Here is a 26,406-nt window from a genome sequence, read left to right as displayed (position 1 = left end):
CTTTAGGAGGATTTTTATATGAAAAAATATAACAGTTTATACTCTACAAAACGTAAACTACTTTCTTCATATTTTACTATGTCTGGTATAATTATCGAGGTTGATAATAAGAAATATATGGTAAACAATCCATTGAGTCAATCTGAATTTCAATATTTATCGGACTTGCACAAAATTCGGAGAGTGTTGCTCTATATTAGCAATTATGAATTTTCCAATTACTTACATTATGAGCAAGAAAAAAGTATGTCAAGAAAAAAGAGAAAACTATTAGATGAAAATATATATAAAACACTCTCAGATTTTGATAAAGATTCAATAGGTTTTCCAAGAAAGAAAAATGGAACAACCTATTCTAGTAGTTTTATTGAAAAGCTCTTATCTTTAGATAAAATCAATGATGAATTTGTCTATAATACAGTCACAAGTGAAAAATTCTTAAAAATTTTAATTGACTCTATTAAATCTGACTTAGGCTATAATAATAAGAAGTTGCAGAGTCACTTTATGAATTCAGTAATTAATTTGGCATATTACAATTCGGGTAAATCAATAACTAAAAAGGATTTTAAAGAAAAATTTTATAAAGAAGCTTTAAAGATTGCAAAGCCAATAAGATAATAGAGACAGAAAAAAATCTGTCTTTTTTTATTTTATTTTTTTGAAGTGTGATTTTTTGACTTACTTATTTTGAGATAATAAATTCATAAAGATACATAGACCGTCCTATTACATATGTTTGAGGTAACGATTAGGCGGAAATCTCCTCAGAAAGGCAAAGGTAAAACCAAATGGCATTATCAATCGGAGTCAGCGATTCTTCTAAAGATTTCGCTAAACAAATCACGAGGGAAACAACTGTTCCTAAATCCATTCAAACAGTTGACTATACAATTGGTGTAATAAATGAGGGAAAAGAAAATGAATTCCCTTACGCAAGTTTAACAGCTGTTGACCCTACACTGTTCCAAAAGTTCGAAAGTATCGGACAAGAACATTATTGCCCAACCTTTAAGGTCAAATTAAAGGGATATAGAGGAGAAGACTTAACTCCTCTAATCGGTAAAGAACTTACCTTCTCAGAGTATGAGGTTGCCTTTGTCTTCGACAAGTTCAAGCAACCTATCGGTTTGTCACTTGTCCTCGAACTATCAGATATTTCAGTAATTTAAGGGGAAACTTATGAAACAAATTAAACAAATACTAGAAAAAATCACTTCTCTAAAATGGTACTGCCAACTACTTATCGCTTTAGCTATTATAGTATCTGTATTTGCCCTTTATAAGCTACTATCTTGGATTTTACCTTTTATCTTAGGTGGGTTACTGTTAATCGGGGTATTTACAGAGGGAGAAGCATTCTCTATGATGTGGAATAGCTATAAACAGAGCAAGCGAGTACCTGCAAACCCTCTGTATGCTAACATCTATCATTGGCTAACTGAAATAGGTGTTAACGAACTTCCAATCGCTACCCTTCAATTTACTCAAGGTGTAGAATTCCCTGATATTACTCAAGGTATCTTCTACATTCATCTTGAAAAATCAGTTAGCGCTCAAGAACTAGCAGATTTCGAAATAAAAGCAAGGCAAACTGTCAAAATGATGTCTAACGGCTCCGTTGATTGTGTTGTTAGTATTGCAAAACACGACCCGTTCCTTGCTATTAAAGTTCGGTTGATTTCTGCTAATGAAATGCTAAGTCAAAACCAGCATACGGAGGAGGACTTTTAGAACGTGATTCATAATGTTTGGGAAGTCAATAATAGGGGGCAACCAACCCCCTTCTCTATTGACATTAACCGATATTTTGCTTGGATAATTGCAGGTCCATCAGGTTCAGGGAAATCTACCTTTCTACATAGATTATTAGGTCTTATTGCAACCCACGATAAGACTGCTGAAGCTTGTTTTATGGATTTTAAGGCTGATGATGATTTGTTCACTATGACAGGAAATCATGTAGCACGTGGCTTTGAATGTCTTGATATGTTCGAAAGCATTTATAAACGCTTTGAAGACAGATTGCGTAAAGCAGAAGCAAACGACCGCAATCTATATCTCATTTTTGATGAATGGCAGGCATTTCTAGCCTATCTTGAACAAACTGACAAGAAAAAACATAAAGAAATATTGTCTAAAATGTTGATGATGAATAGCATGGGAAGAAGTCTAGGTTTTAGGTTAATCTTATCCAGTCAACGTTTTTTAATGGCAGACTTACCTGGTCGATATAACTTTAATTGTGTCATTAGTTTATCAACTAGCTTCTTGAATGCGACCAACAATAGACAATTACTTTTCCCCGATATGGAAAAAGATGAGGTTATCATCAAACCTAGAGGATATGGATATTTTCAAATAGAGGGGGAGCCTGTAAAAATATTTCGAACTATCCCAATTAAGAATCGGCAAATATTGGAACAACGAATTCAAGAGCTTTTCTCGAGGTATGAATAGCGGTTTTCCTGCTATGCTTGTTTTGACGACAGTAGCCCTTTTTGAGCTATCTCATCGGTATAGTGTCGGCGCTTACCAATCAGTAGGAAAATGAGGTCTTGCAAGGGCTTTGAGGGGTGGAGATTTTTCAGCGTAGTGTAGCAAAGCCTAAAGCGAAAGCGTAACGAAGCCGAAAAATACTACCCCGTCCCTTGCCAGTCCTCAAGCGTTCTTAGTGTGTGCTATCATCGGGCAGGAGAGGCTAGGGTTTGGGGCAAAGCCCCATAGAGAAGATTCATTGGGGTTACTACGACCCCCAATGAATCAATAATCAATAATCAAAAAAGGAAGAAGCTGAAATGGCAAAATCTAAAGAGAAACGTTCAAATAAGTGGGCATTCTTGCTTTATCAAGATAGTGCTCCTGAAAACTATCTTGATATTCTTGAAGAAATGCACATCCCATTTGTCTTGAGCCCTTGGCATGATAAAGATATCGACAAGGAAACTGGAGAGTTCAAAAAGGCTCATAAGCACGGAGCATTGTTTTTTGAATCACTTAAAAGCTATTCTCAAGTTTCCGAACTCCTAACAAAAAAGTTGAATACACCTGCTCACGTTGAAATAGTCATGTCCCCAAAGGGTATGTATGATTATTTCACACACGCAGAAAATCCTGATAAGACACTTTATAATATCGAAGAAATAGAAAGTGGTTGTGGCTTTGAATTGGATAAATTTCTGATTGAGCACAATTCGGGTCTATTTTTAGAAACAGTTATTGATGTTATTACTGAAAATGGTTTTACAGAGTTTGAAGATTTAGTACGGTATGCTAGATTTAATGATAATTCTCTACTCGGTCTAATCATTGAGCGGACTTATTTTTTCACAAAATTTTTAGACTCAAGACGTCACAATCCCCAAAACAAAGCAAAAACCTCACCAGAGCAAACTTTACCGAGCATGTCTGATGAGGATAGCACAGAAGATGGTATCTCCTGATACCTCTCATTATATCATAGAAAGAGGTAAATTATGATTAATCAGCCATTACTATTAACAAGACAACAAGCTTCTGAACTACTTGGCATTGACCCAAAATCTTTTGACAAGTACATCAGAAATCACCCTGATTTTCAATGTTTTATGATTGGTAAGCAGGAACGCTACCTGAAATCCAAACTTATAAGATTCATTGAAGAGCACTGTGATTAACGGATAACGATTGATAAAATGAGATTTTTCATATACACTATATGTGACTAGTCTATTTTATCAATCATTTTTCATATAGAAAGGCTGATAAGATGGCAACTATTACGAAACGTGGAAATTCTTTCCGTGCAACTGTATCACTCTACAAGAAAGGACAATACAAACGAGAAACCAAAACATTTTCTAACAAACAAGACGCTGAATTATGGGCTCTTGAAATGGAACTCGACAAAGGACGAGGGAAAGATATTGCTGAACGCTCTACCCTATTTACTGACTTTTATCGTAACTGGGTTAACTCTGTAAAACAGAATGAGGTTCGTGAAGCTACTTTCGTCAATTATAAGCGAACTCTTGTAATCGTGGACGAACTGTTTGAGGGAATGCGACTAAAACACTTGGATGATTTAGTCATGCAGAAAAAACTTGATAAATACGCTGAAACTCACTCCAAAAAGACAACCAAAGAACTTGTTTTAAAAATCAGAGGTTCACTCAAATACGCATACGCTAAAGGATTGATTGCAAATGACTTTGGTTCACTCTTAAAAGCAAGAGGTCAAGAGCAACCTAAGCGTAATGTCCCTCTATCAGTAACTGAGTTTAGGGAACTAAGAAAATATTGCCTCGACCACCAAGAAGAGGACGAGTTCAATATTCTTGTACTTCTTGCCTTAGAAACTGGTGCAAGGCGAGGTGAACTACTTGGATTGAAGAAAGAAGATATTTTTGAGTATGGTATCAATATACGCAGGTCAATCAGTCCTATTAGCGATGATACTCAACTAAAAACAAAACACTCAAAACGGGATATTTCTATCAACCAAGATATCTACTTCGCTCTAATGTCTCTAGCAAATAAAAAAGAGAACTATATCTTCGACTGGAACGGATTCAGACAAGCAAGCCAACTCCAAAAACTTTTGAAGAAACTAGACCTGAGCAAAACAACTTTTCATGGTTTGCGTGACACTCACGCTTCTTTCCTTTTTTCAAAAGATATTAGCCTAGATTATATTTCTCGCAGACTCGGACACAATTCAATTCTGACTACACAGAACTATTATCTTGAACTGATGCCAGAAAAAAAGCACCAGCAAGATGCTGATGCTTTAAATCTCTTAAACGACTTATCAATATAATTAACACCAACTGACACCAAAAAGGTGCCACAAACGTTGGTATAATAAGGTATTGATTAACGTTTACTAAATTGTGATGCTTTACGAGCTTTCTTAAGACCTGGTTTGGAAAGTATAGATTTCAGTTGGGTTAAAAACAGCACAATATCAAGGATTTTAAGAACAATATCTATTAATTAATTTCATAAAATATGAATTAATAGATTCTAAATAGGGGAATAATTTAGTTCTGTAAAAATTAACTTATACTCTTACAAAGCTTATTCTGATAGACTTTATAACTGCCTGCGAAAAAAAGGTAGAGACTAAAATAATAGGATAAATTCAGCAATCACAGTTGCTATCACTATATTTTAATCACTCACACTAGTAAATAAATCTTCCCACTGAGTGATAGATGCTGGTAGGATTAACTTATACTTCTCATAGAAATCTACTAAATCGTCGTTCCCTATCCTAAATATATTTTCTATCTTATCTAAATTTATTACTCTCGGAGCATATAAATATACTAGATAACCTTCATCTACATATTGTTTAAATTCTATAGCGTCAAGTTCCTTTGCCTTTTTGCCTTTCACTTGAACTACTGCTTTTCTAAGGTTATCAATTTCTCTTGAAATCATTTCACATTCAATTTTTATTGTTGTTGACTTCTTTGCAATTGAATTAGAAAGGACATAATAGTTTTCCTTAATTTGAAGGTATGAGATGACAAGTTCTTCTAAATCAAATTCAGGCAGATTATCTAAGAGACCTCCACTATAGGTTGTTACCTCAAAATAATTCTTTTTCGAAAATCTATCAATTAGCTAGCCTCTTCTAGTCTTTTAGCCAAATCTTCTAACCAATCTAAACATGGCTCATCGATTGGTGCAATGCCAATTCGTTTTCTGGAAAATGTTTCTACAACTGCATTTACCCACTCATATCCTATTCTTGGTAATTCTTCCAGCGGATCCTTGATGACATATTGTACCCACTCTTCAAAAGTATATAAATAAATCTTCGTATCGCTATTAAATTCAATCTCAGACCGTCTTGATTCAACATCTCTCAATTCTAACTCAACATTTGACACAAATCCAGCAATCTTAACTGAATTATTTTCATTTAGCTTATCATTTAATTCTTCTAACTCATCTCTTAGATACGGCTTCCCAAACTTAGCATCCCAAGCCTCAATTATTTCCTCGTTTTCAGCTAATTCTATATCACCGACATTACCATGTTTTTTATTTGCTGACCTCATCTGCGTCATCGGTTTTAAATCCAGATCAGAAAGAAAATTGTTTGAATCCAGTACCTGATATAAAGCATGAAGAACTACTTCAAAAGCTCTCGCCGAATAATTTGTTTGATTAAAAAATTTTTCTAAAAACTCCTTATAATCTTCGAATGTTCTATCCTTAAAATTTTCTGCTAGTTGACAAGTTTTTTCAACTAGTTCATTATACTTTACAGACCTATTCGACAGTAAACTCATCAGATAATCTAAAGCAACAGATGATTTTTCGGGTTTTTCTTCAATAAAATTTACAATCGTAATCCACTCTTTAAACGGGCCCTTCATTTGTGCTTTATAAAGAGGAGTATAAGGGTAATTTTCAGACAAACTTCTTGTCATAAAAACTCCATCTCGGTTCAAATTTAGAAAACCCATTTCTCTTAAGAACGGAGTAGTAAAATTTTTATCCAGGGTTCTCATAGAGATTCCTTCTTCCCATGAAAAACTGTCTTTTCGATTATTACCCTTGTGTAATCTGATATTTTGAATAGGCTTAATACTTTTAATTGTTAATTGCAAAAAAGTCAGTCCTACTAGCGCTCTACCTACCTCGCTTGTAATTCCGTCAACTAATTGAGTTAAGGCATTTTTTTCACTATCCTCTAATTTTGAAAAATTTTCTAAATTGATTCTGGATAGTCGATTTTTAAGATAATCTGCTTTTAGTGTATCTGAAATTTCTTTAAACCGTAACCTAGCTTCTTTGCTTTGCTTTCCTTGCTTAAACGTAATTTTTGTTGAAGATTTTGGATAAAACTCATATCTATTATTAAAAATATCAATATGTGTTTCATTTTTATGCGCCATATTTAACCTCTATAATTTTTTCCATAATTGTACACTAAGTGGAGTTAATGTCGGAAATGAATACGGAATCAGCCATTCATCCTGTTTTATTTGTGGGTTGGTATTACTATTTCTAATCTCGTATCCAATCTCTTTTAAAAGTTCTGCGTATTTTCTAACCTCATCTTTTCGAATATTCCAAGCCTCTGCCAGAACATCTGTTGTAATATTTTTTGATGTATATTCTCCAACTAAGACACTTTGAATAATATTTAGCAGTTTACTTTTGCTATGTAACTTTACGTCAAATGAAAGCTTGGGACGATATTGATAATAGCCATTCAATTGAACCAAGTCAGCCTTTATTGAATTCTTGATTAATTCAGCCTCAAAAGCTTTCCAAGCAACTGTATATGCCATTGGATCTGATGACCTAATATCTAGAACAATCCCTCCAATATTTTTATTCCAACCAACTTTTTCGGAACTAACTTCTATTTCAATAATTTTTTCAGAATTTTTCTTTTTAACTTCTGTTATGATAAAAATTAACTTATCTTCCCAGATTACTTCAATATGAAAAAGAGCTTCTTCTTCACATTCTTTAAAATCAAACACATTATTAATCGAAGCATAGTAAGAACGTGATTCTGGCTTTATCACTATTGATTTATCTAAAGATTCAATAGCGGCCCTTGCTTTTTCTTTGTATATTCGGGTAAGTTGCCTTTTCCGTTTTCTAAAATTTAATGTTTCATTTCTATCCAAAGTACTAAGTTTAAAAGGAAATGAAGTTCCAAAAACCTGCTCTCTAACGGCAATTGCTAACATTCTAGCTAACTGCGGTGGGACCGAATTTCCTATTTGTTTAACTGCAATTTTCTTACTACCACTTATTTCATAATCATCAGGAAACGTTTGTAATCTTTTATACTCTTCGTAAAAGAAAAACCTATTTTCCCAATGCAATGGTCCTGTATATGCACCACCAGAAGCTTTTATTGTTCTGGTTGGTGTCATTGGATCAGCTTTATATAGAAAATCAGAGAACTTAGATCTCCAAGCAAAAATTGGATTAGGATGTCCCATCTCTTCAGTATAGAAACTGTAATTTAATCCTGGCGGGATATCATTTAAAAGATAGCCATATTTTCCGCCAAGCTGATTCTCTACAATATTCTCATTACTTTTTACGCCCCTTATTGCAGTTGAAGCATTGTAAAACTCTCTTCCTTCTATTGAGTCAGGTCCATGAGTTGGGCGAGGGAAACTAAACTCCCCCTCTTTTAATCCAATAATAATTAAACGCTCTCTATGTTGAGGAACTCCATAATCAGCCGCATCCAAGATACGAAAATAAAGGTGATATCCAACATCAGAAAACGCCTTTTGTATTCCTTTCCAATCCTCACCACCTCTGGCACCTATAATTCCATAGACGTTTTCAAATAAAAAACCTTTTGGAGAAAGCTTTTTTAACAATCTGACATATTCTTCAAATAATGTACCTCTTTCATCAGTCGTACCCAACACTCCGCTGGCCCTTCTTCCAGCAGCACTAAACGTTTGACATGGAGGACCTCCAATAATGAAATCAATTTTTCCTAAGTTATCTCCTGTAAATTTTCTAATATCAATACAATTCACTTTAGCCTCAGGAAAAGTCTTTGATGATCCACTATTTATCTCAAGAGTCTTGCAAAATTCTTTTTCTACTTCTACCGATTCAACTATTTCAAAACCTGCATCATTAAAGCCTATGTCAAGCCCCCCCGCTCCAGAAAATAAACTCAGGGTTCTAATTTTATCTTTCGTATTTTCCTGAGTCCATTTCCTTAATTTTTGACCGAACTTATCAGGCCAACCTGGTGTCTCTATATTAAAATCCATTTTTTTAGCGATACTATCAATAGTATCATACTCTTCTTCAAATGAAAATAAGGTGGTTTGTTTCATTTATTCCCTTTCTTGAGATATAAGATTACTCGCCAAATACTTTAACTAAAAGTATAACATAATTTAGGTTCAATTTCATCATGCCACGGTCCTGGTGTTCCCTTGCTGACTGGAAAGGGAAATATATGCTGTCGATAATTTTAGTCCATCTAATACACCAGTTGGACGCCCACCAATCTATTTTCTGCGCTCCACACTGATATATAAGAATTTCATATCCACAAAGACAATATCAGACTTTGTCTCTCGTGAATAGTCAAAATAATCGATATCAGCCCTCCAAAGGTGTAAAGGCTCCTACGATTTTGCCCACAATACGAGGATTTTCATCGTAGGGAATATGGATGTCCTTATAATCCTTGTTAATGGAAACTAGGCGTAACCCTTCTTCCTCACGGTAAACTTTCTTAATAAAGGTCTGAGAGTTCCACACTACCGCATAGACTGCCCCATCATAATCAAAACCAGTCTCTCGGATAAGGGCAACGGATCCGTTATGATAGGTAGGCTCCATGGAATCCCCTGAAATCCAGGAAGCAAAATCATGAGCTAGTTCCTTATCAAAGCAAACCGTATCAAAACTCTTATCATCATAGACTGTGGCACCACTACCAGCTGATAGACTCTCGTAGACACGATAAGGGAAGGTATGCATAGCAATAATATTAGCTTGCTTATCTACTAAGTCTTTAACATAATTCATAGCCTTGGTCTGATTGATAGAATTTAGTTGCTTATAAAGCATAGCAATTTCTTCCTCATAGAAGAACTCCTCAGTCACTCCTAAAATCTCAGCAATCTTTTTCAAATTGGCTTTGTTTGGGACCGCCCTGCTATTTTCCCAAGAGAAATAAGAAGAGCGATTAATGTCAAGAAGTCGTGCAATCTCGCTTTGTTTCATCCCCAACTCTTCACGTTTTTGTTTTAATTTTGTACAATTGAACATCTCATGTCCTTTCTAACAATAACTGTGTCTTTGCGTTACTAATAGCTTGTCTCTCTGTTAATCTATCCTTTTCCCAGGCAAAGTAAATGACTTTACCATAATCAAAAAGTTGACCACAAGAAATATCTGATTTTTCATCTTCCAAGGTCTGTCTAAACGCTTTGTCCTTCAATTCAAAGATTTGTCGGTCTGACAGATAGCCGTCTCTAGTTAGCAAATGATAAACTTTGGCCAACATATCTATGATGACTTGCTGGTACTCTGCGATAATAGAAGACTTCAACAAACTAAACATATCCACAATTCTATCTAATTGACCATTTTTATAGTCTTGAATTGCATGATTAACCTTATCTAATGAATGAGTCGTTTCATTACTGAATAAGTATCTCAAGCGATAGACCAAGGCTTCAGCTGAAACCTTTAAGTCTTTCATCACTCGTGCAAAACTATCATGCCTATAAAATATCTTTGACAGCAAAACAATGCTTGGCATAAGCACAAATGCAGAAAAGAGATTTGCTTCGCTCTCAAAGATAGAGTCAGATTCATCCTTTAGCTCTGTAAAGAAAGAGCCAGTATGCTGTAGCAGAAAATGCCCCAACTCATGGCACTTCGTAAAGTTCTGTTTTACTTGCGGATTTTCCTTTTCATAGGAGAAAGAAATACCACTCTCATCAATCAAGGTCAGTCCCTCAATCTTTCTACTAGAAAAATGATGCTCCATAACCTTGATATTGTGACTCTCAACCACATGGTTGAAAAATCCTTCAAAGTTATAACCTAGAAGAGAAGAGTCATTCTCCTTGATATACTTGTAAATATAACGATTTGCAACTTCCTTAATTTGGCTGTATCGTGTATCCATAATACCTCCTTGAAGTCCTTGTTGTTTTATAAACTAACAATAATTATATAGAAAAAGTGGACGATTGTCCACTAGAAAAATAGAATATGTGTTCAGTAAATGAAAATGTAATCTAATCTCGTAATTTTTTTCTAAGAAACATCAATACAATCTGAATCATAGACAGAGAAACTGTAAATATAGAGATAGTATAAATCGCTCCACTGATCAACTCGTTATATTGATCACCTATACTTGAAAGTATCTTTATTGGATACAAATTAGAAATAGACACTCCTCCATATAGCGATAGTGGAATTATACCTACGTAGACTTTCAAGTAACTTATAAATGCTTTTATCTCTTCTTTTTTCTCAGCATCAATCTTCTTTTTTGCAAAAAGATTGATATTATCCTCATGTAATACCAGTATTGTTAAAGTATATAAAATCATAATGACTTGCCAGTTAGTATTTACCACAGATTCTAGAATCTTCATCATAGAAACAAGTAGTAAATACAATATGCTAAAGGCTTCAAATGAAGTATTCATAAACAAAGAAATTATTGTATGTAGTATTATCAATACAATTAGAAAAAACACAGCATCTGCAATCAATGAGTTTGAATCAATTACATAAATAGAATTTTCTTCAGTAAACAAACTATAAATTATAGAAAAAATACAAAACGAGACTACAATGTTTACAGCATTAAAAATTGACAATAACAATCTTTCTATTCTAGTTTCAATCTTTCCAATTTCACAAAAATAAAATCTAACAATGAGAAGTAGAGCCAGAAAGGGAAGAGAGCCAAGTATCAACAAATCGAATAGTACTGTTTTCCATCCGATAAACCAGCCAAGAAAGAAATCAATTACAAGGATTATAGGTATAAGAAGAAGAGAAATAATTAGTAATAAAAAATCAAACAATAGTAGTAAATACCCCCCTCTTTTACTCGCAAAACTTTTTATACGAGAAAGCATTCTCTCTTCGCTTATAGTATAATTTCCCATTGTTTATTTTTCCTCCTCAAAAACCTTCCTCCGCTCCTTCATAAACTGAAGCAACTCTTGTTTGAAGACTTCTTTTTCTTCATTGCTCATACCATCTGATGTAGTTCTGAAGAGCAATTCTACTTCTGATAAGTCAATATCATCATTTGTTTCATTTGATACCAAGGTATCGACAGATATATTAAAGAGTTTAGCAATCTTCACGAGATTATCGTAACTTGGACGTTTTTTTCCTTGTTCCCAATAAGCGTATCCTTGTTGCGAAATTTCGATAGCTTTTGCGACTTGGGCTTGGGTCATTTTAGCCTGTTTTCTCAAGGTCTTAAGGTGTTCCGCAAGATCCATTATAATTCCCCTTAAAAAATATTTTTAAATTTTTCAAAAAATGCTTGACAATTACAACTGTTGGTTGTACAATGGATTTAACAACTTATAGTTGTATGGCGATTGAAAATAATAACCTTATCTTCAAGGCTAAATCACGATCTTTGAAAATTAAATAAAAAGTGCGTCTGACAACCAAAGGACTGATTGCCAAAACTACACTAAACTTCGTACCTTTATTGTAAACGTTTTGGAAAGAAAAGTCAAGTCTGTTTGATGGTTGAAGTGAAGATTTAAAACATTTTGTGGGCTTCCACGCATTTCGGACTTTCGCACTTTTCCGAATAGTAAAGTGAACTGGCTTCGCCAAAGGGTGTAAGAGAATCCCATGGGTATGATAATGACTACCTATTGAGGTTGGCTGGGAAAGAGAGGGTAATTCATGCAATGCACCTTGCTAAACGTTGCCACCGTGAAGGAGGAATCCTTCAACCAAATAACTTCTCTTTACTGCTGTCTATCTACCTTGATAGACTCACTCTCAAGCTACTAAGTCTTCTTTTTTCTTAGTAGCTTTTTTACGTCTTGCAATAAAGGAGAATGATATGACAAACTTTTTTCGCACTACAATGTAAACGACTCTATGATAACTATGAATTCACCTATGGTATGTTTAGTAAGTCTGATAAACTACAGGCCAAACTCTATGCTCAGGCTCAAATAGATCTACTCAAGATGCTCGTAGGAATGGCTATGCTCATGGTGGTATTCAATTCTATAGTCGCATGTATAAACGCAAAATTTTTAATCACTATTACTCAAGAGAGAAGCAACTAGCTTAACTCTTTTTATTTTACACTCAGAAAGGAAGCTCTTATGATCCCAGAAACACTTGTCATGCTACCAAAATTTATCGGCACTACTTACTACGAAAAATTGGGGAATGCACCACGCTATTACAACAGTTATTACAACAGTTATTACAACAGCTTCTACAACAGTATTTCCAGAAGATGCTCTTGTTGAAGCAGTTAATCCTATTTTCTTATCGGACACTTCGCTGAATGGAAATTCTGTGGTACCTGCTCTCAATGTTTTTACTGAGAAGCTAGTACTCAAAAAATAACAAAATAAAGGAGAAAATAAAATAGCTAAAACTGGATTAAACTATGGAATCTATAAAGCTCTAACCCATAGTGATACTATTACAACTAAGACTTATGTCAACACTTCAAATGTCATTCCAATGGCTGTTGGAGAGATTGCTTATCGCAATCTTAAAAAGTAATGGTGTGAATTTGGTGTGAAAAATGGTGTGAATTTTGCTAAAAATCATCAAAAAAAAACACTCCATGGTGTGAACCATGAAGTGCTGTAAATGCTGTATTGTAGCTGGTTCTTAACGTTTTGAGAACTGGCTAGCTTTACGAGCTTTCTTAAGACCTGGTTTCTTACGTTCAACTTTACGTGAGTCACGTGTAAGAAGTCCTGCGCGTTTCAATGAATCGCGGAAGTCTGGGTCTACTTGAAGAAGGGCACGAGCGATACCGTGACGGATAGCTCCTGATTGACCAGCGTATCCACCACCTACAACGTTAACGAAAACGTCGTATGAACCTGCAGTTGAAGTAACTGCGAATGGTTGGTTGATTACAAGACGAAGGTCAGCGTGTGGGATGTACTCTTCAACATCTTTTTTGTTAACAGTGATTTTACCAGTTCCTGGAACAAGGCGAACGCGTGCAACAGCGTTTTTACGACGTCCAGTACCTGCATATTGTGCTTGTGACATACTTTATTGTTCCTTTCCTTAGATAAGTCCTGAAATATCAAGAACTTCTGGTTGTTGTGCAGCGTGAGTGTACTCAGCTCCAACAAATACTTTCAACTTCATACCTTGAGCGCGTCCAAGAGTATTGTGTGGAAGCATACCTTTAACTGATTTCTCGATCAAACGTACTGCATTTTTAGAACGAAGTTCACCTGCAGAGATTTGTTTCAATCCACCTGGGTGGTTTGAGTGAGTGTAGTAGATTTTATCAGTTGCTTTTTTACCAGTCAATTTAACTTTTTCAGCATTGATAACAATCACAAAGTCACCTGTATCAGTGTGTGGTGTAAATGTTGGTTTGTTTTTTCCGCGAAGTACGCTAGCAACTACTGCAGAAAGACGTCCAAGTGGTACATCAGTTGCGTCAACTACGTACCATTTACGTTCAACTTGGCCTGGTTTAGCCATAAATGTTGTTTTGTTCATGATTTCTCCTATATATAGTTCGATTTTTGTTTACGGTGATGGGTGTTCCTTCCCATCGAAAAGTATTTGGAAGGTTCCGGGGCCTTTCAAATGGGGTAAACAATACCGCCTACTATAATACCAAATTTCACCTCTAAAAGTCAATAGATATGAAAAATATTTTTCTGAATTCCACTCTTTTTATCTCTAAAAAACCTCGCTTTCGCGAGGCTCTTCTATTTATAAGATAAGGCACGTTTAAAGGTTTTCCAAGGACCTAAATCATCTGTTTGCAGAACGAGGCTAGCATACATACGTCCGATAAAGACTGTTGCCGTTACTGCAAAAGCAATCGTAATAGCAAGTGAAATCCAAGCTTCTAACCCATTTGCATAACCATTAATAGCTCTAAATGGCATGAAGAAAGTCGAAATAAAGGGAATATAAGAACCGATTTTCAAGATCAAATTATCCCCTGCAGAACCTAAAGCAGTAACTCCCACAAAGCCTACCACAATTATAATCATCAAAGGTGACAAGGCTTTTCCTGCATCCTCAGGACGAGAAACCATAGAACCTAGAAAGGCTGCTAAAACTACATACATAAAGAGACTGACTAAAATAAAGAGCAAGGTATTTAGAGAGAAAGCATCTCCCAAATGGTCCAGAATACCCAACTGAGCTAATAATGGCAAATCTTTAAAGAGCAAAATGGCAGCGAGACCACCCACGACATAGATGCCGATATGAGTCAAAATCACAAGCAACAAGGCAAGCATACGAGCATAGAAATAATGACTGGCTCGAATGCTGGAGAAGACCACCTCCATGATTTTAGTACCTTTCTCACTAGCCACTTCCTGAGCAGTGACACTAGCATAAGTAATTAAAATCATATAGAGAAAGCCACCAACCGCTGTAGCCGCGATTGTTTGAATCATTTTTTTATTTTCCTTGGATTCATCAATTTTCTCCGTAAAGTTAACTGTTTGCTCCAAGCGTTTTTCCTGCTCTTGTGACAAATTAGCTGCCGAACGATTGAGTTGACCTTGAAGATCATTTAACTTACTCGTTACTCCTAGCTTAATAGCAATCTCAAGGGAAGTTTCACCGTGATAAACTGCCTTCAAGACACTATCCTCTTGGTCAATGGTCAGATAGCCTTTTAATTTTTCATCCTTGATAGCAGCTTGAGCACTTGCTTCATCCTGATAATCAAAATTGAGACCATTGGTAGATTTAAGACTGTCTGTCACAGCTGGAACAGTGCTGACTACTGCTATCTTGCCACTCTGAGCCATAGAAGAGCCTTGAAGATAGCCAATTCCCCCAGAGAGACCGATAAACAAGAATGGTGAAATCACCATAAAGAAGAAACTCCACGACTTGATGTGTCGAAGATAGGTTTCTTTCATTACAACCCACATATTTCTCATACTTCCACCCCTGATTCTAGTTTAAAGATTTCATCGATTGTTGGCGCTTGCTGGTCAAAGGTTGCGATATATTGCCCTTGAGTCAAGATTGGGAAGAGTTCTCTTCCAGCACTCTCATCATCTAAGATCAATTTCCAACTGCCTTGTTTGGTCAAGCTCACCTGCTTGACATGAGGAAGATTTTCCAATTCTTCCTTGCTTCGTTCACTTGAAACAAAGAGACGCGTTTTCCCGTATTGATTGCGGACATCCTGAACTGGTCCATGCAAGACCACACGACCATCTCGAATCATGAGAATATCGTCACAAAGTTCCTCGACGTTAGTCATGACATGGTCAGAAAAGATAATAGTTGCCCCACGTTCTTTTTCTTGAAAAATGACTTGCTTGAGCAATTCTGTATTGACTGGGTCCAATCCACTGAAAGGCTCATCCAAAATAATCAAGTCTGGCTCATGAATCAGAGTAATAATGAGCTGAATCTTCTGCTGATTTCCTTTTGACAGACTCTTGATTTTATCAGTCAGCTTCCCTTTCACTTCCAACTTCTTCATCCATTGAGGGAGTTTTTCCTTGATTTCCTTAGCATCCATACCTTTTAGAGTCGCCAAGTAACGAACTTGCTCAAGGACTGTCAATTTAGGCATGAGACTGCGTTCTTCAGGTAGATATCCAATCCGATCATAGGTCTCCTGACGAATATCCTGCCCATCCAGACTGATGTCCCCTTGGTATTCTAAAAATTTCAAAATACTGTGGAAAATCGTTGTCTTCCCAGCACCATTTTTCCCGACTAGTCCCAAAATACGACCTGGTCGTGCTTGAAAGTCAATACCAAACAAAACTTGCTTGGATCCAAAACTTTTCTCTAGACTTCTTACTTCTAGCATCTTTCACCTCCGAAATGTCTTGCACTCATTATACTCCTTTTTGATAGCCTTTACAATGATTTCTGTCCATTTTTAGAAGACTATTGCTATGTAAAATATGGCCTGGAGCGTTTTTAGTGATAAATCCATTATACAGTAGCAAACCCCAATTTCTCACCTCCGCTCCTCAACTGTCTATTTTTGATCCTGAATTGTTATTTGAAAAGCAAAAATCCACCCCGGAGGATGGATTGATGAGTTAACGCACTTCTGCATTGACTTTTTCTTCAAGTGATGCTTGGATTTTTTCCATGTAGCGTGCGACTTCTTCGTCCGTTAAGCTGTCTTCTGGATTTTGGAAGGTCAAGCTATAAGCCATTGACTTCATACCAAGTCCCAATTTTTCGCCTGAGAAGACGTCAAAGAGTTTGATATCTGTCAAACGTTTCACACCTGCAGCTTGGATAGCATCCACAACTTCTTGGTGAGTCACTTCTGCTTTGAGAAGAAGGGCAACGTCACGGCTGACTGCTGGGAATTTAGTAATTTCCACAAATGGAGCCGCTGGCTGAAGGGCAGCTTCGATGGCTGAAAGGTTAAGTTCCGCTACATACGTTTCTGGAATATCGTAAGCCTTAGCAGTGACTGGATGCACTTGTCCAAGGAAACCAAGAACTTGGTCACCGAGGGAAATCATAGCTGTACGACCTGGGTGGAGACTTGCAATTTCAGCTGTAGCTGTATAGGTCACTTCTAGTCCTAAGCGAGTAAAGAGCGCTTCTAGGATTCCCTTAGCATAGAAGAAATCAACTGGAACTGCTGCTGTTTGGAAATCTTTTTCAGCAACCAAGCCTGTCAAGGCAAAGGCAAAGCTGTTAATCTCATTTGGAAGTTCTTCTTTTGGATTACCTGTTTGTTCAAAGACTTTTCCAATCTCATAAAGGGCCAAGTTTTTGTTCTTACGAGCCACATTGTAGGCAACTGTATCTAGGATACCAGAAATCATATTTTGACGGAGAACTGAACGATCCACGGTCATTGGCCACATGAGTTCTGTAAGGTTACTTGGTTGAGCTGTGAACTCAACTGCTTTTTCAGGCGTTGTCAGAGCGTAGGTAATGATTTCTGTCAAACCTGCTCCTTCAGCAATCGTACGAACTTGACGGCGAAGTTTTTGTGTCGCAGTCAATTCACCAGCTGTTCCATCGTCTTTTGGAAGACTAGTTGGCAAGCGGTCATATCCATAGATACGAGCGATTTCTTCAAAGAGGTCTGCTTCAATGGTGATATCCCAACGACGACGGGGTACGCTGACTGTAAAGCTATCTGCATTTCCAGAAAGGCCAAAACCAAGACGACGGAAGACATCTTCGACATCAGCATATGAAAGCTGAGTTCCAAGGACACGGTTAACATCTGCAAGGGTAGAAGAAACTTCCACATCAGAAGTATCAAGCTCACCTGCTGAAACGATGCCCTTACGCACTGTCGCACCTGCAAGTTCAGCAATCATGCTTGCTGCCGCATCAAGGGCTTCATTAACAGTTGCCACATTGATGCCTTTTTCAAAGCGAGAAGATGACTCCGAACGAAGATTCAAGCGACCGCTAGTCTTACGAATTGATTTGCCATTGAAAACTGCAGCTTCAAGGACAACACGACTAGATTTTTCAGAGATTTCTGTTGCTTGACCACCCATAACACCTGCAAGAGCTACTGGCTTGTCTGCGACAGTGATGACTAAGTCATTCACGTCCAAATCACGTTCTTCACCATCCAAGGTCACCAATTTTTCACCAGCACGCGCTTCACGCACACGGATGTCAGTTCCTTCAAAGGTATCCAAGTCAAAGGCATGCATAGGCTGACCAAAGTAGAGTAGGATGTAGTTTGTCACGTCCACTACATTATTGATTGGACGGATCCCTTCGTTCATGAGGAGATTTTGCAACCATTGTGGACTTGGTGCGATGGTCACATTGTCCAAGATACGAGCCGCATAGTAAGGCGCCTTGTCTGTCTCAATGCCCACAGAAAGAGCATCTGCTGCAGCTTGGTCCGTTTCTGAAAGAGTGAATTCTTTAAAGTTGACTGTCTTGTCATAGATGGCTGCCACTTCGTGAGCCACTCCACGCATAGAAAGGGCATCCGCACGGTTTGGTGTGATAGAAAGTTCGATAATTTCATCATCCAAGTCTAGGTAAGAGAAAACTTCATCCCCAGGAACGGCATTTTCTGGCAATATTTGAATGCCATCTGCGAATTCCTTGGGTACAACTGAGTCAGAAATTCCCAATTCACCAAGTGAACAGATCATCCCAAGTGACTCCAAGCCACGGATTTTTCCTTTTTTGATTTTGTAGTTGTCAGCGATACGAGCTCCCGGAAGTGCCACCATAACCTTGATCCCAGCACGCACATTTGGTGCCCCACAGACGATTTGACGGGCTTCTTCTTCGCCAACATTCACCTGACAGATATGGAGGTGAGTTTCTGGCACATCTTCGCAAGACAAGACCTCACCGACGACAATTTTTGAGAGACCAGCAGCTGGTGATTCGACACCCTCTACCTCGATCCCTGTAGTTGACATTTTTTCAGCCAACTCTTGTGATGGCACATCAATGTCCACCAATTCTTTTAACCATTTATAAGATACAAGCATAATTCTGATTGTAAGACCCACCAAGTGTGATCTTTTCAATTCCTTTCTTTTTCTTCGAGTCAGTCCTTTCCGTTCTCAACTAGAGAAAATGACTAGAACTGTATAGGACTGTGTTTCAGGTTTCAATCTTATTTAAACTGTTCTGAGAAGCGGACATCTCCTTGGTAGAATCCACGGATATCATTAATTCCGTAACGGAGCATGGCTACACGCTCTTGTCCAAGACCAAAGGCAAAGCCAGAGTAAACAGTCGCATCGATACCACTCATTTCAAGAACACGTGGGTGAACCATACCGGCACCCATAATTTCGATCCAACCTGTTTTCTTACATACGTTACAGCCTTCTCCACCACACTTGAAGCAAGAAACATCCACCTCAACAGATGGCTCTGTGAATGGGAAATAAGATGGACGCAGACGAATCTGACGCTCTTCACCGAACATTTTTTGGACAATCAACTGAAGCGTTCCTTGAAGGTCTGCCATAGAGATATTTTTCCCAACAACCAAACCTTCGATTTGATGGAATTGGTGACTGTGGGTCGCATCGTCCGTATCACGGCGGAACACACGCCCTGGCGAGATCATCTTCAAAGGACCTTTAGAAAAATCATGAGCATCCATTGCACGCGCCTGAACTGGAGACGTGTGAGTACGAAGCAAGATTTCTTCTGTGATGTAGAAAGTGTCCTGCATATCACGAGCTGGGTGGTCTTTAGGAAGATTCATACGCTCAAAGTTGTAGTAGTCTTGCTCCACTTCAAAACCATCCACAACTTGGTACCCCATCCCAATGAAAATATCTTCGATTTCTTCACTGGTTTGTGTCAAAACGTGACGGTGACCAGTCGCAACTGGACGACCTGGAAGCGTCACATCGATACTCTCGCTAGCCAGTTGAGCCGCGACTTTCTTTTCTTCCAAGAGCTTAGCTGTTTCTTCAAAAGCAGCTGTCAAGACATCACGAGCTTCATTGACGTGTTTTCCGATGATTGGACGCATTTCAGCAGAGACATCTTTCATCCCTTTGAGGATTTCAGTAAGCGAACCTTTTTTACCAAGGACAGAGACACGCAATTCTTGCATCTCTTTTTCATTTTCAGCAGTAATCTGCTTCAAGCTAGCCAGCGTTTCTTCTCGAAGCGCTTTTAATTGTTCTTCAATAGTTGACATAATTCCTCCATCAGTCGCTCGTAGATAAAAAGAAAACCACATGCCAAAAACTCCACTCGGAGCGTTGACACGCGGTACCATCCGTTTTCATCTGACAAGTCAGACCTTCATTTCTAAACCCATGCGCAAGTGAATTCACCCAGCTTTCATATAGAGAGCTTGCAGTCACGGCTCTCCTCCCTGATATACTTCCCTTGAGTTACTAGTCTTGCGGATTCCTATTCAATTACTACTTAGTTTATCAGATTTTTAGTTAAAAAACAAGTTCGATTAGACTAATTTCATTATAAAACTCGTTCCTTTTTCTGTTGCTCTATCTTCCACAAATCCAAGCGACTTGAAACACCTCCTAGAAGCATGATTGTAGGTGTAGATTTCCTTGACTTTCAATTCTTTCCATCCTTTTACTCGAGCCAATTCAATCAAAGTACTTAGAACCTTTTTCCCAAGCCCTCGATGTTGGTAAGCGGGATTCCCAATCACAATGGGGAGATTATCCTGAGATAGAGTAACATCCCCAATTGAAAACCATTCTCCCTTGTCCTTGACTTCAATCCAAAAAAGCTCACCATGCTGATCCAAATAGGAATACATAGCTTCCAAGGCCGCTGGACTGTAAGGTCTCTTCACACCATCTACGAGGTAAACCAAGTTCACGTCCTGATACCAAGCAAAAGCTTCCTCACAATGATTGACCTTATAATAAGGAACAAGACGCAGTGCATTATCTATTTGTAGGGTCTGTTTCATCTGCTTTCCTTTTCAATAAGAGAGTTGCTGCTTGATTAAAACCCTCACACCAGTTATACCATTTTGCTTCATACTCATCTTGAGGTAAGATATGATTTTTTAAATCCAGAACAGAGTAAATCTTTCTTTCCTCACAAGCTTGCGCATAGAGATGATATAGTTCATCACCGCCGTCTCTATCAAACTCAGCAGAAATCGTATCTTGACCTACCAATAAAGCCTGATAAGCCCTGTGATGCCCGTCTGTAATCAGCAAGTAATCTCCAAAGGCATGAATACTGATTGGATCGACTTGGATTGTTTCTGCCGACTGGTAAAGTGCCTGGATGCCTTCTAGTTTCTTTTCTGATAAGTATAGTTGAGTTGGATGAAGATCTTTTATGTTGACTTTCATTTCTTTCTCCTCAAGGGAATTCAATACTCACTTCTGTTTGCCTTTAAATCGCCATTGGAAGCGGAGCTTATCATAGAAGGGAAACTCGATAAACAAGACTCCCAAGCCGACACAGAGACTGGCAAGTACATCTGATGGGTAATGAACCCCCAGATAGACCCTTGATACCAACACACTGACTAGGTAGAGACCTAGCACGATTTGCACGATTTTTCTCCAGACTGGATCTTTAATCCGCTGACTAAGAATAACAATCAAAATCCCTACCATCAGCGTCACAGCCAGAGAATGGCCACTTGGAAAGGAAAATCCCTTCTCCTCAACCAAGTGTAAAATAGCTGGTCGTGGACGCTGGTAGATATTTTTAAAGGTCACGATTAAAATACTTGCCAAAGCCAGATTTCCCAGCATAAGTAGGCTTTCAATCTTCCACCGCTTACGATAAAAAACAAAAGCTACCAGCATAACCCAAGTGATAATCACTGGGATATCAATCAAGCGTGTGATGGCTCGGAAAAGAATCGTCAAGTAACCTGGCAAGTCTCCTCGAACGGCAGTCTGTATCGGTTGATCAAAGCCGACCAGCGTTTCAGGGTAAAATTTGACCATGTAGCCAAGAATAACGAAAAGTAAAAGGGCAAAACTGCCCTTCATTAAAAATGTTTGTTTATCTCTCATAATGTTTTAAGGTTGGTTTCAAGAGAACATACAACAACCAGAATGAAACAGCAAAGATAATACCCTCAATCAAGTTAAAAGGTAATACCATGGTCATTAGGTAGTTGGAAAGTCCCAAAATTTTTCCAATATCAAAGTTAGCAAACTTAGCGTACAAAGGAACAGCGTAAACATAGTTGAGAACCAACATTGCCACGGTCAAGCCAATAGTTCCAGCTAGAGATCCTAGTAAGAAACGAAGGGTTGTCCGTTCCTTTTTCCAAATCAAAGCAAATACGATGACAAAAACTCCCAAAGCTACGATATTCATTGGCAAACCAATGTAAGTATTCACTCCCTGACTATTAAGAAGTAATTTCAAGAGTGAGCGAAGCAAGAGCACTCCTAGAGCAGCAGGCAAATCCATGACCACCAGACCCACAAGGACTGGCAAGATACTAAATTCGATCTTAAGGAAGGATGCCGCTGGTAAAAGCGGAAAGTCAAAGTACATCAGCACAAATGAGATGGCTGATAGAATTGCAATGGTCGAAAGTCGACGTGTGTTTGTCATAACAGGTTCCTCCAATTTTCTATAAAATCAGAAGAAGTTAGAAAGGATTCCTCTATCTATTCTCACTTTTTATATCCCAAAAGTTCCCTCTCACTCTATTAAGGAAATTCAAGCAAGCGGTTACAATCTAGCTATAAATCTATCCGAACAGACAAAGCTATTCTTTCGTCTTCTCCCATCCAGACTATACTGTCGGTTGTGGAATCTCACCACATCAGCTTGCGCTCGCGGACTTCTTTAACTAAGATATTTTGGATTAATCTAGGCGTCGCAGTCGAAGATAATACTTGAGTATATCCAGACAAGACAACGAAGAGTAAGCCAAAATAGCTAGTTAAAGTCACCGCCGGTCGGGAATCACACCCTGCCCTGAAGACTCTTTTATCATAACAAAAAACGCTTGCAAGCGCAAGCATTTTGTTCATTTTCATTTTCATTTTTTATTTCAATTTATCCACTTCATAGGTATGAACAAGCTCAAGACCTGCAAAGTTCTGCTGGCGAAGAGCCTCATAGACAATCATGCAGACGGTATTAGACACATTGAGACTGCGGACATGTTCATCATTCATAGGAATACGGAGAGCTTTCTCAGGATGTTCTCGCATAAAGTCCTCAGGCAAGCCCTTGTCTTCACGTCCAAAGAGAAAATAATGGTCCTCATCAGTCGATAAATCCACATCAGAATAGGCTTTTTCCGCAAATTTCGAAATCAGATAAAGTTTTCCCTTCATCTGAGACATAAAATCCTCTAAACTCTCGTAAAAATAAATCTCTAGCTTATCCCAATAATCCAATCCAGCTCGCTTCATCTTGCGGTCGTCAATAGGAAAGCCCATGGGCTTGATGATGTGGAGGGGAGAATTGGTCGCAGCGCAAGTACGCGCAATATTGCCTGTATTTTGTGGAATTTGAGGTTCAAATAATACAATGTGATTTGTCATGACTTGCTTCCTTTCACCATTGCAAAAAAATAGCCACACTGCCCGGAGTCAAGCTCAGCAAACAGCGTGGTTAAGGCATCGTTAACTTACCTCACAACAGGTTTGAAGTAAATCAGCGAAACTACTTTCTTAGTATAACACTTTCAGAATCATTGTCAATAGAAACGACTTGATTTTTTCAATTTTTTCAAGCTATTTCCAAGGGTTGTAAAATCGTCCGTGATTCTGCAAGATAAGTAGTAAACTAGCTACTAAAAATACAGCTGCCAAGAGCAAGGTAATATAATCTCCTTTTTTCAAGGCCTGATAACTATACCAAGTGCGTTTTCTCTCTTTCCCAAAGCGGCGAAGTTCCATGGCGGTCGCAATGGTATCAATGCGTTCTAGCGAGCTAAAAATCAAGGGAGTGATAATGCGCAGATTGCCTTTGATTCGTTGCATAAGAGAAGCTTTCTTGGATAATTCCATCCCACGCGCCTCCTGAGACATCTTGATAGTAAAGAATTCTTCCTGCAAATCTGGAATATAGCGCAAGGTCAGGCTGACAGAATAGGCAATCTTATAGGGCACACCAATTTGATTTAAACTGGAAGCAAACTGACTAGGGTGGGTTGTCATCAAAAAGATAATAGCCAGAGGAATGGTGCAAAGGTACTTAATAGCCAAATTTAGCAGATAAAAGAGCTCTTGACTGGTCAGAGTGTATGCACCGATTCCCTGCCAAATCACACTTCTCTCTCCGTAAAGTCCAACCCCATACTCGGGAGAAAAGAGATAGACCATCAAAACGTTTAAAACGGCAAATACCGTCGCAAAAACGGCTACAAAGGAAACATCTTTAAAACGGATTTCTGACAAATAGAGGAGAAAGACCGAAAAGATGGCAATCAGAACAAGCAGTCTGGTATCATAGCTAATCATAGCCGCCAATGACACGAGTATGAAAAAGAGGAGTTTCCCAGCTCCTGACAAGCGATGAATCACAGTATCTCTATGCTGGTAACCGATTAATTTAGCTTGCATCCTTCTCTCCTTTCTTTGTAAAATGCCGTTAAAGCAAGTGGATCCACATCTAGTTTCTTGGCCAAGTTGAAGATTGAAGTTTCTTTTAGGTTGGCTTTTACTAACAGCTCAGGATTGCTCAACAGACTAGCTGGATCAGTATCGGCAATCAATTCCCCATCCACCATGACAAGGGCCCGGTCTGAATAATCCAGCATCAATTGCATATCATGGGTAATCATGACAATAGTATGCCCTTTTTGATGCAACTCTTCGAGAAATTCCATAATCTCAGTATAATTCTTCTGGTCTTGACCCGCTGTCGGTTCATCTAAGAGGATAATTTCAGCTCCTAAGACCAAAATCGATGCAATAGCCACACGTTTTTTCTGACCAAATGACAGGGCAGAAATAGGCCAATTACGGAATTCATAGAGACCACAGATTTTCAAAGTTTCATAGACTCTCGTTTCAATTTCCTGCTCGTCCACACCTCGCAAACGAAGTCCCAGAGCCACCTCATCAAAAATCATATTGGTTGAAATCATTTGATTAGGATTTTGCAGCACATAGCCTACTCGTTCCGCCCGTTCTGCTACCGAATCTCCTTTTATATCCTGCTCTTCCCAAAGATAGCGGCCTTCAGTCTGAATAAAGCTACTTAAGGCCTTGGCTAGGGTTGATTTCCCTGCTCCATTTTTTCCGACAATGGCAATCTTTTCACCCTTTTTAATATCCAGATGAAGAGATTTTAAAATCGGTCTATCATCATAAGAAAAGGACACGTCCTCTAATTTAAAGAGTGACTGCAATTCTACGGTTTCTTTTACCAATTCAGTCTGCAACTGAACCTGGCCTTTTGAGATAGACAAGTTGTCCAAATTTGCTAACTGTTCTTCCTTGTCTAAATCCACACCTAATTGACGGAGAGTGGTTAGATAAAGGGGTTCCCGAATTCCATTTTGTGTCAATAAATCAGTCGCCAGTAGTTGGTCAGGGATACCATTAAAGAGGATACGACCATCGTTTATCAAGACAATCCGATCCACAGGGCGATGTAGAACATCCTCCAAACGGTGCTCAATAATCAGTGTCGTAGTTTCCTCTTCCGTATGAATTTGATCAATCAATTCGATAATATCCTGACCTGACTTGGGATCCAGATTGGCGAGTGGCTCATCAAACAAGAGAATCGGACTCTCATCAATCAAGACACCAGCCAGACTGACTCGCTGCTTTTGTCCACCTGACAAATCCTGAGGCCGCTGAGCCAATAAAGGGAGAAGGTCCAGCTTTTCAGCCCATTTATGAACACGGCTTTTCATCTCTTCTAGACTTGTTACATCATTTTCTAGAGCAAAAGCCAAATCCTCTGCCACAGATAAGCCGATAAACTGCCCATCTGTATCCTGCAAAACCGTGCTAACCAGATGAGATTTATCATAGATACTCATATCAAAGGCCGCTTGCCCCTTGATCAAAAATTCTCCAGACATCTGACCCTTGTAAATATTGGGAATAATTCCATTCAAACACTGACCCAAGGTAGACTTGCCTGAGCCAGATGGCCCAACAATTAAGACTTTCTCTCCCTTATAAATAGTCAAATCCACCCCTTGCAAGGTTGGTTCTTGTTGCGTTTCATACTGGAAAGAGAAATCCTTCCACTCAATTATAGCTTCTTTCATCTTACTCTCTTCATTCGCTTCTTAGACTTCTATTTTATCATAAATCGAAC

The 26,406-nt window shown here is 38.2% G+C and carries 27 protein-coding genes, 2 pseudogenes and 1 riboswitch; of the genes and pseudogenes, 9 read left to right on the top strand and 20 right to left on the bottom strand.

Translation table 11 applies throughout. The features are described 5' to 3' along the window. Positions 1–18: 18 nt before the first annotated feature. From FQT24_RS09570 to FQT24_RS09540, 7 genes are all read left to right on the top strand, one after another. A complete protein-coding gene (locus tag FQT24_RS09570; protein WP_143952847.1) occupies positions 19–621 on the top strand; it encodes a hypothetical protein in 603 nt (200 codons plus the stop codon). A gap of 170 nt (positions 622–791) precedes the next feature. Further along, the gene (locus FQT24_RS09565; protein WP_143952846.1) at positions 792–1,172 is read left to right on the top strand and encodes a hypothetical protein; all 381 of its coding nucleotides are present in this window, start codon (positions 792–794) and stop codon (positions 1,170–1,172) included. Positions 1,173–1,182: 10 nt separating this feature from the next. Beyond that, positions 1,183–1,734 (top strand): hypothetical protein, encoded by a 552-nt coding sequence (locus tag FQT24_RS09560; protein WP_143952845.1) that lies wholly within the window; start codon positions 1,183–1,185, stop codon positions 1,732–1,734. A gap of 3 nt (positions 1,735–1,737) precedes the next feature. Next, positions 1,738–2,460 carry a P-loop NTPase family protein gene (locus FQT24_RS09555; protein WP_143952844.1) on the top strand — a complete coding sequence of 241 codons (723 nt, stop codon included), beginning with the start codon at positions 1,738–1,740 and terminating at the stop codon, positions 2,458–2,460. Positions 2,461–2,798: 338 nt separating this feature from the next. Further along, positions 2,799–3,443 (top strand): replication protein, encoded by a 645-nt coding sequence (locus tag FQT24_RS09550; RefSeq protein WP_143952843.1) that lies wholly within the window; start codon positions 2,799–2,801, stop codon positions 3,441–3,443. A gap of 33 nt (positions 3,444–3,476) precedes the next feature. Further along, positions 3,477–3,656 carry a helix-turn-helix domain-containing protein gene (locus FQT24_RS09545; protein WP_143952842.1) on the top strand — a complete coding sequence of 60 codons (180 nt, stop codon included), beginning with the start codon at positions 3,477–3,479 and terminating at the stop codon, positions 3,654–3,656. A 92-nt stretch (positions 3,657–3,748) separates the two neighbouring features. Beyond that, positions 3,749–4,798: a site-specific integrase gene (locus FQT24_RS09540; protein ID WP_143952841.1), complete on the top strand. Its 1,050-nt coding sequence runs from the start codon at positions 3,749–3,751 to the stop codon at positions 4,796–4,798. Positions 4,799–5,151: 353 nt separating this feature from the next. Here the strand turns inward: FQT24_RS09540 and FQT24_RS09530 are convergent, their stop codons facing one another. From FQT24_RS09530 to FQT24_RS09500, 7 genes are all read right to left on the bottom strand, one after another. Then, positions 5,152–5,424 (bottom strand): hypothetical protein, encoded by a 273-nt coding sequence (locus FQT24_RS09530; RefSeq protein ID WP_045612278.1) that lies wholly within the window; start codon positions 5,422–5,424, stop codon positions 5,152–5,154. Between the two features lie 182 nt (positions 5,425–5,606). Then, entirely contained in the window at positions 5,607–6,893 is a 1,287-nt protein-coding gene (locus tag FQT24_RS09525) for a hypothetical protein (RefSeq protein ID WP_143952840.1), read from the bottom strand. A gap of 9 nt (positions 6,894–6,902) precedes the next feature. Continuing rightward, the gene (locus tag FQT24_RS09520) at positions 6,903–8,828 is read right to left on the bottom strand and encodes a DNA cytosine methyltransferase (RefSeq protein ID WP_052691055.1); all 1,926 of its coding nucleotides are present in this window, start codon (positions 8,826–8,828) and stop codon (positions 6,903–6,905) included. 271 nt (positions 8,829–9,099) lie between these two features. Then, a complete protein-coding gene (locus FQT24_RS09515) occupies positions 9,100–9,774 on the bottom strand; it encodes a LexA family transcriptional regulator (protein ID WP_045612280.1) in 675 nt (224 codons plus the stop codon). A gap of 1 nt (position 9,775) precedes the next feature. Then, the gene (locus FQT24_RS09510; protein ID WP_045612281.1) at positions 9,776–10,642 is read right to left on the bottom strand and encodes an ImmA/IrrE family metallo-endopeptidase; all 867 of its coding nucleotides are present in this window, start codon (positions 10,640–10,642) and stop codon (positions 9,776–9,778) included. Positions 10,643–10,754: 112 nt separating this feature from the next. Continuing rightward, positions 10,755–11,642: a hypothetical protein gene (locus FQT24_RS09505; protein WP_143952839.1), complete on the bottom strand. Its 888-nt coding sequence runs from the start codon at positions 11,640–11,642 to the stop codon at positions 10,755–10,757. 3 nt (positions 11,643–11,645) lie between these two features. After that, complete coding sequence (locus FQT24_RS09500; protein ID WP_045612284.1) at positions 11,646–11,987, bottom strand: helix-turn-helix domain-containing protein; 342 nt, start codon at positions 11,985–11,987, stop codon at positions 11,646–11,648. 855 nt (positions 11,988–12,842) lie between these two features. Here FQT24_RS09500 and FQT24_RS09495 point away from each other — a divergent pair. Both FQT24_RS09495 and FQT24_RS09490 read left to right on the top strand, forming a co-directional pair. After that, positions 12,843–13,092: pseudogene (locus tag FQT24_RS09495) on the top strand (cytoplasmic protein). 48 nt (positions 13,093–13,140) lie between these two features. Then, a pseudogene (locus FQT24_RS09490) lies at positions 13,141–13,254 on the top strand (integrase); the annotation flags it as partial. 111 nt (positions 13,255–13,365) lie between these two features. On the opposite strand, the gene rpsI reads toward FQT24_RS09490, so the two are convergent. From rpsI to FQT24_RS09425, 13 genes are all read right to left on the bottom strand, one after another. Then, a complete protein-coding gene (rpsI, locus tag FQT24_RS09485) occupies positions 13,366–13,758 on the bottom strand; it encodes a 30S ribosomal protein S9 (RefSeq protein WP_000075964.1) in 393 nt (130 codons plus the stop codon). 18 nt (positions 13,759–13,776) lie between these two features. After that, positions 13,777–14,223 (bottom strand): 50S ribosomal protein L13, encoded by a 447-nt coding sequence (rplM, locus tag FQT24_RS09480; RefSeq protein WP_143952838.1) that lies wholly within the window; start codon positions 14,221–14,223, stop codon positions 13,777–13,779. 215 nt (positions 14,224–14,438) lie between these two features. Continuing rightward, complete coding sequence (locus tag FQT24_RS09475; protein ID WP_143952837.1) at positions 14,439–15,638, bottom strand: ABC transporter permease; 1,200 nt, start codon at positions 15,636–15,638, stop codon at positions 14,439–14,441. Then, a complete protein-coding gene (locus FQT24_RS09470; protein WP_143952836.1) occupies positions 15,635–16,528 on the bottom strand; it encodes an ABC transporter ATP-binding protein in 894 nt (297 codons plus the stop codon). Before FQT24_RS09470 ends, FQT24_RS09475 begins: the two co-directional genes overlap by 4 nt. A 238-nt stretch (positions 16,529–16,766) precedes the next feature. Beyond that, positions 16,767–19,172 carry a phenylalanine--tRNA ligase subunit beta gene (gene pheT / locus FQT24_RS09465; protein WP_143952835.1) on the bottom strand — a complete coding sequence of 802 codons (2,406 nt, stop codon included), beginning with the start codon at positions 19,170–19,172 and terminating at the stop codon, positions 16,767–16,769. A 128-nt stretch (positions 19,173–19,300) separates the two neighbouring features. Further along, positions 19,301–20,347 (bottom strand): phenylalanine--tRNA ligase subunit alpha, encoded by a 1,047-nt coding sequence (pheS, locus tag FQT24_RS09460; RefSeq protein ID WP_000103745.1) that lies wholly within the window; start codon positions 20,345–20,347, stop codon positions 19,301–19,303. Between the two features lie 270 nt (positions 20,348–20,617). Beyond that, on the bottom strand, positions 20,618–21,067 hold the full coding sequence (locus FQT24_RS09455; RefSeq protein ID WP_185952589.1) for a GNAT family N-acetyltransferase: 450 nt from the start codon (positions 21,065–21,067) through the stop codon (positions 20,618–20,620). A gap of 4 nt (positions 21,068–21,071) precedes the next feature. Further along, entirely contained in the window at positions 21,072–21,491 is a 420-nt protein-coding gene (locus FQT24_RS09450; RefSeq protein WP_143952833.1) for a chromosome partitioning protein ParB, read from the bottom strand. Between the two features lie 27 nt (positions 21,492–21,518). Then, the gene (locus FQT24_RS09445) at positions 21,519–22,169 is read right to left on the bottom strand and encodes a phosphatase PAP2 family protein (RefSeq protein ID WP_143952832.1); all 651 of its coding nucleotides are present in this window, start codon (positions 22,167–22,169) and stop codon (positions 21,519–21,521) included. Continuing rightward, positions 22,159–22,722, bottom strand: coding sequence for an ECF transporter S component (locus FQT24_RS09440; protein ID WP_044791855.1), 564 nt, complete (start codon positions 22,720–22,722; stop codon positions 22,159–22,161). The genes FQT24_RS09445 and FQT24_RS09440 overlap by 11 nt, the downstream gene beginning before the upstream one ends. A 163-nt stretch (positions 22,723–22,885) precedes the next feature. Beyond that, positions 22,886–23,103: riboswitch (FMN riboswitch) on the bottom strand. A 59-nt stretch (positions 23,104–23,162) separates the two neighbouring features. Then, positions 23,163–23,666: a tRNA (cytidine(34)-2'-O)-methyltransferase gene (locus FQT24_RS09435; RefSeq protein ID WP_143952831.1), complete on the bottom strand. Its 504-nt coding sequence runs from the start codon at positions 23,664–23,666 to the stop codon at positions 23,163–23,165. Between the two features lie 192 nt (positions 23,667–23,858). Continuing rightward, on the bottom strand, positions 23,859–24,689 hold the full coding sequence (locus tag FQT24_RS09430; RefSeq protein ID WP_143952830.1) for an energy-coupling factor transporter transmembrane component T family protein: 831 nt from the start codon (positions 24,687–24,689) through the stop codon (positions 23,859–23,861). Further along, positions 24,674–26,356, bottom strand: a complete 1,683-nt coding sequence (locus FQT24_RS09425; protein WP_143952829.1) for an ABC transporter ATP-binding protein — start codon at positions 26,354–26,356, stop codon at positions 24,674–24,676. The genes FQT24_RS09430 and FQT24_RS09425 overlap by 16 nt, the downstream gene beginning before the upstream one ends. Positions 26,357–26,406: the final 50 nt, after the last annotated feature.

This window comes from Streptococcus mitis, assembly GCF_901542415.1.
Lineage (GTDB): Bacteria > Bacillota > Bacilli > Lactobacillales > Streptococcaceae > Streptococcus > Streptococcus mitis_BL.
This window is presented reverse-complemented; position numbering and strand designations above follow the sequence as displayed.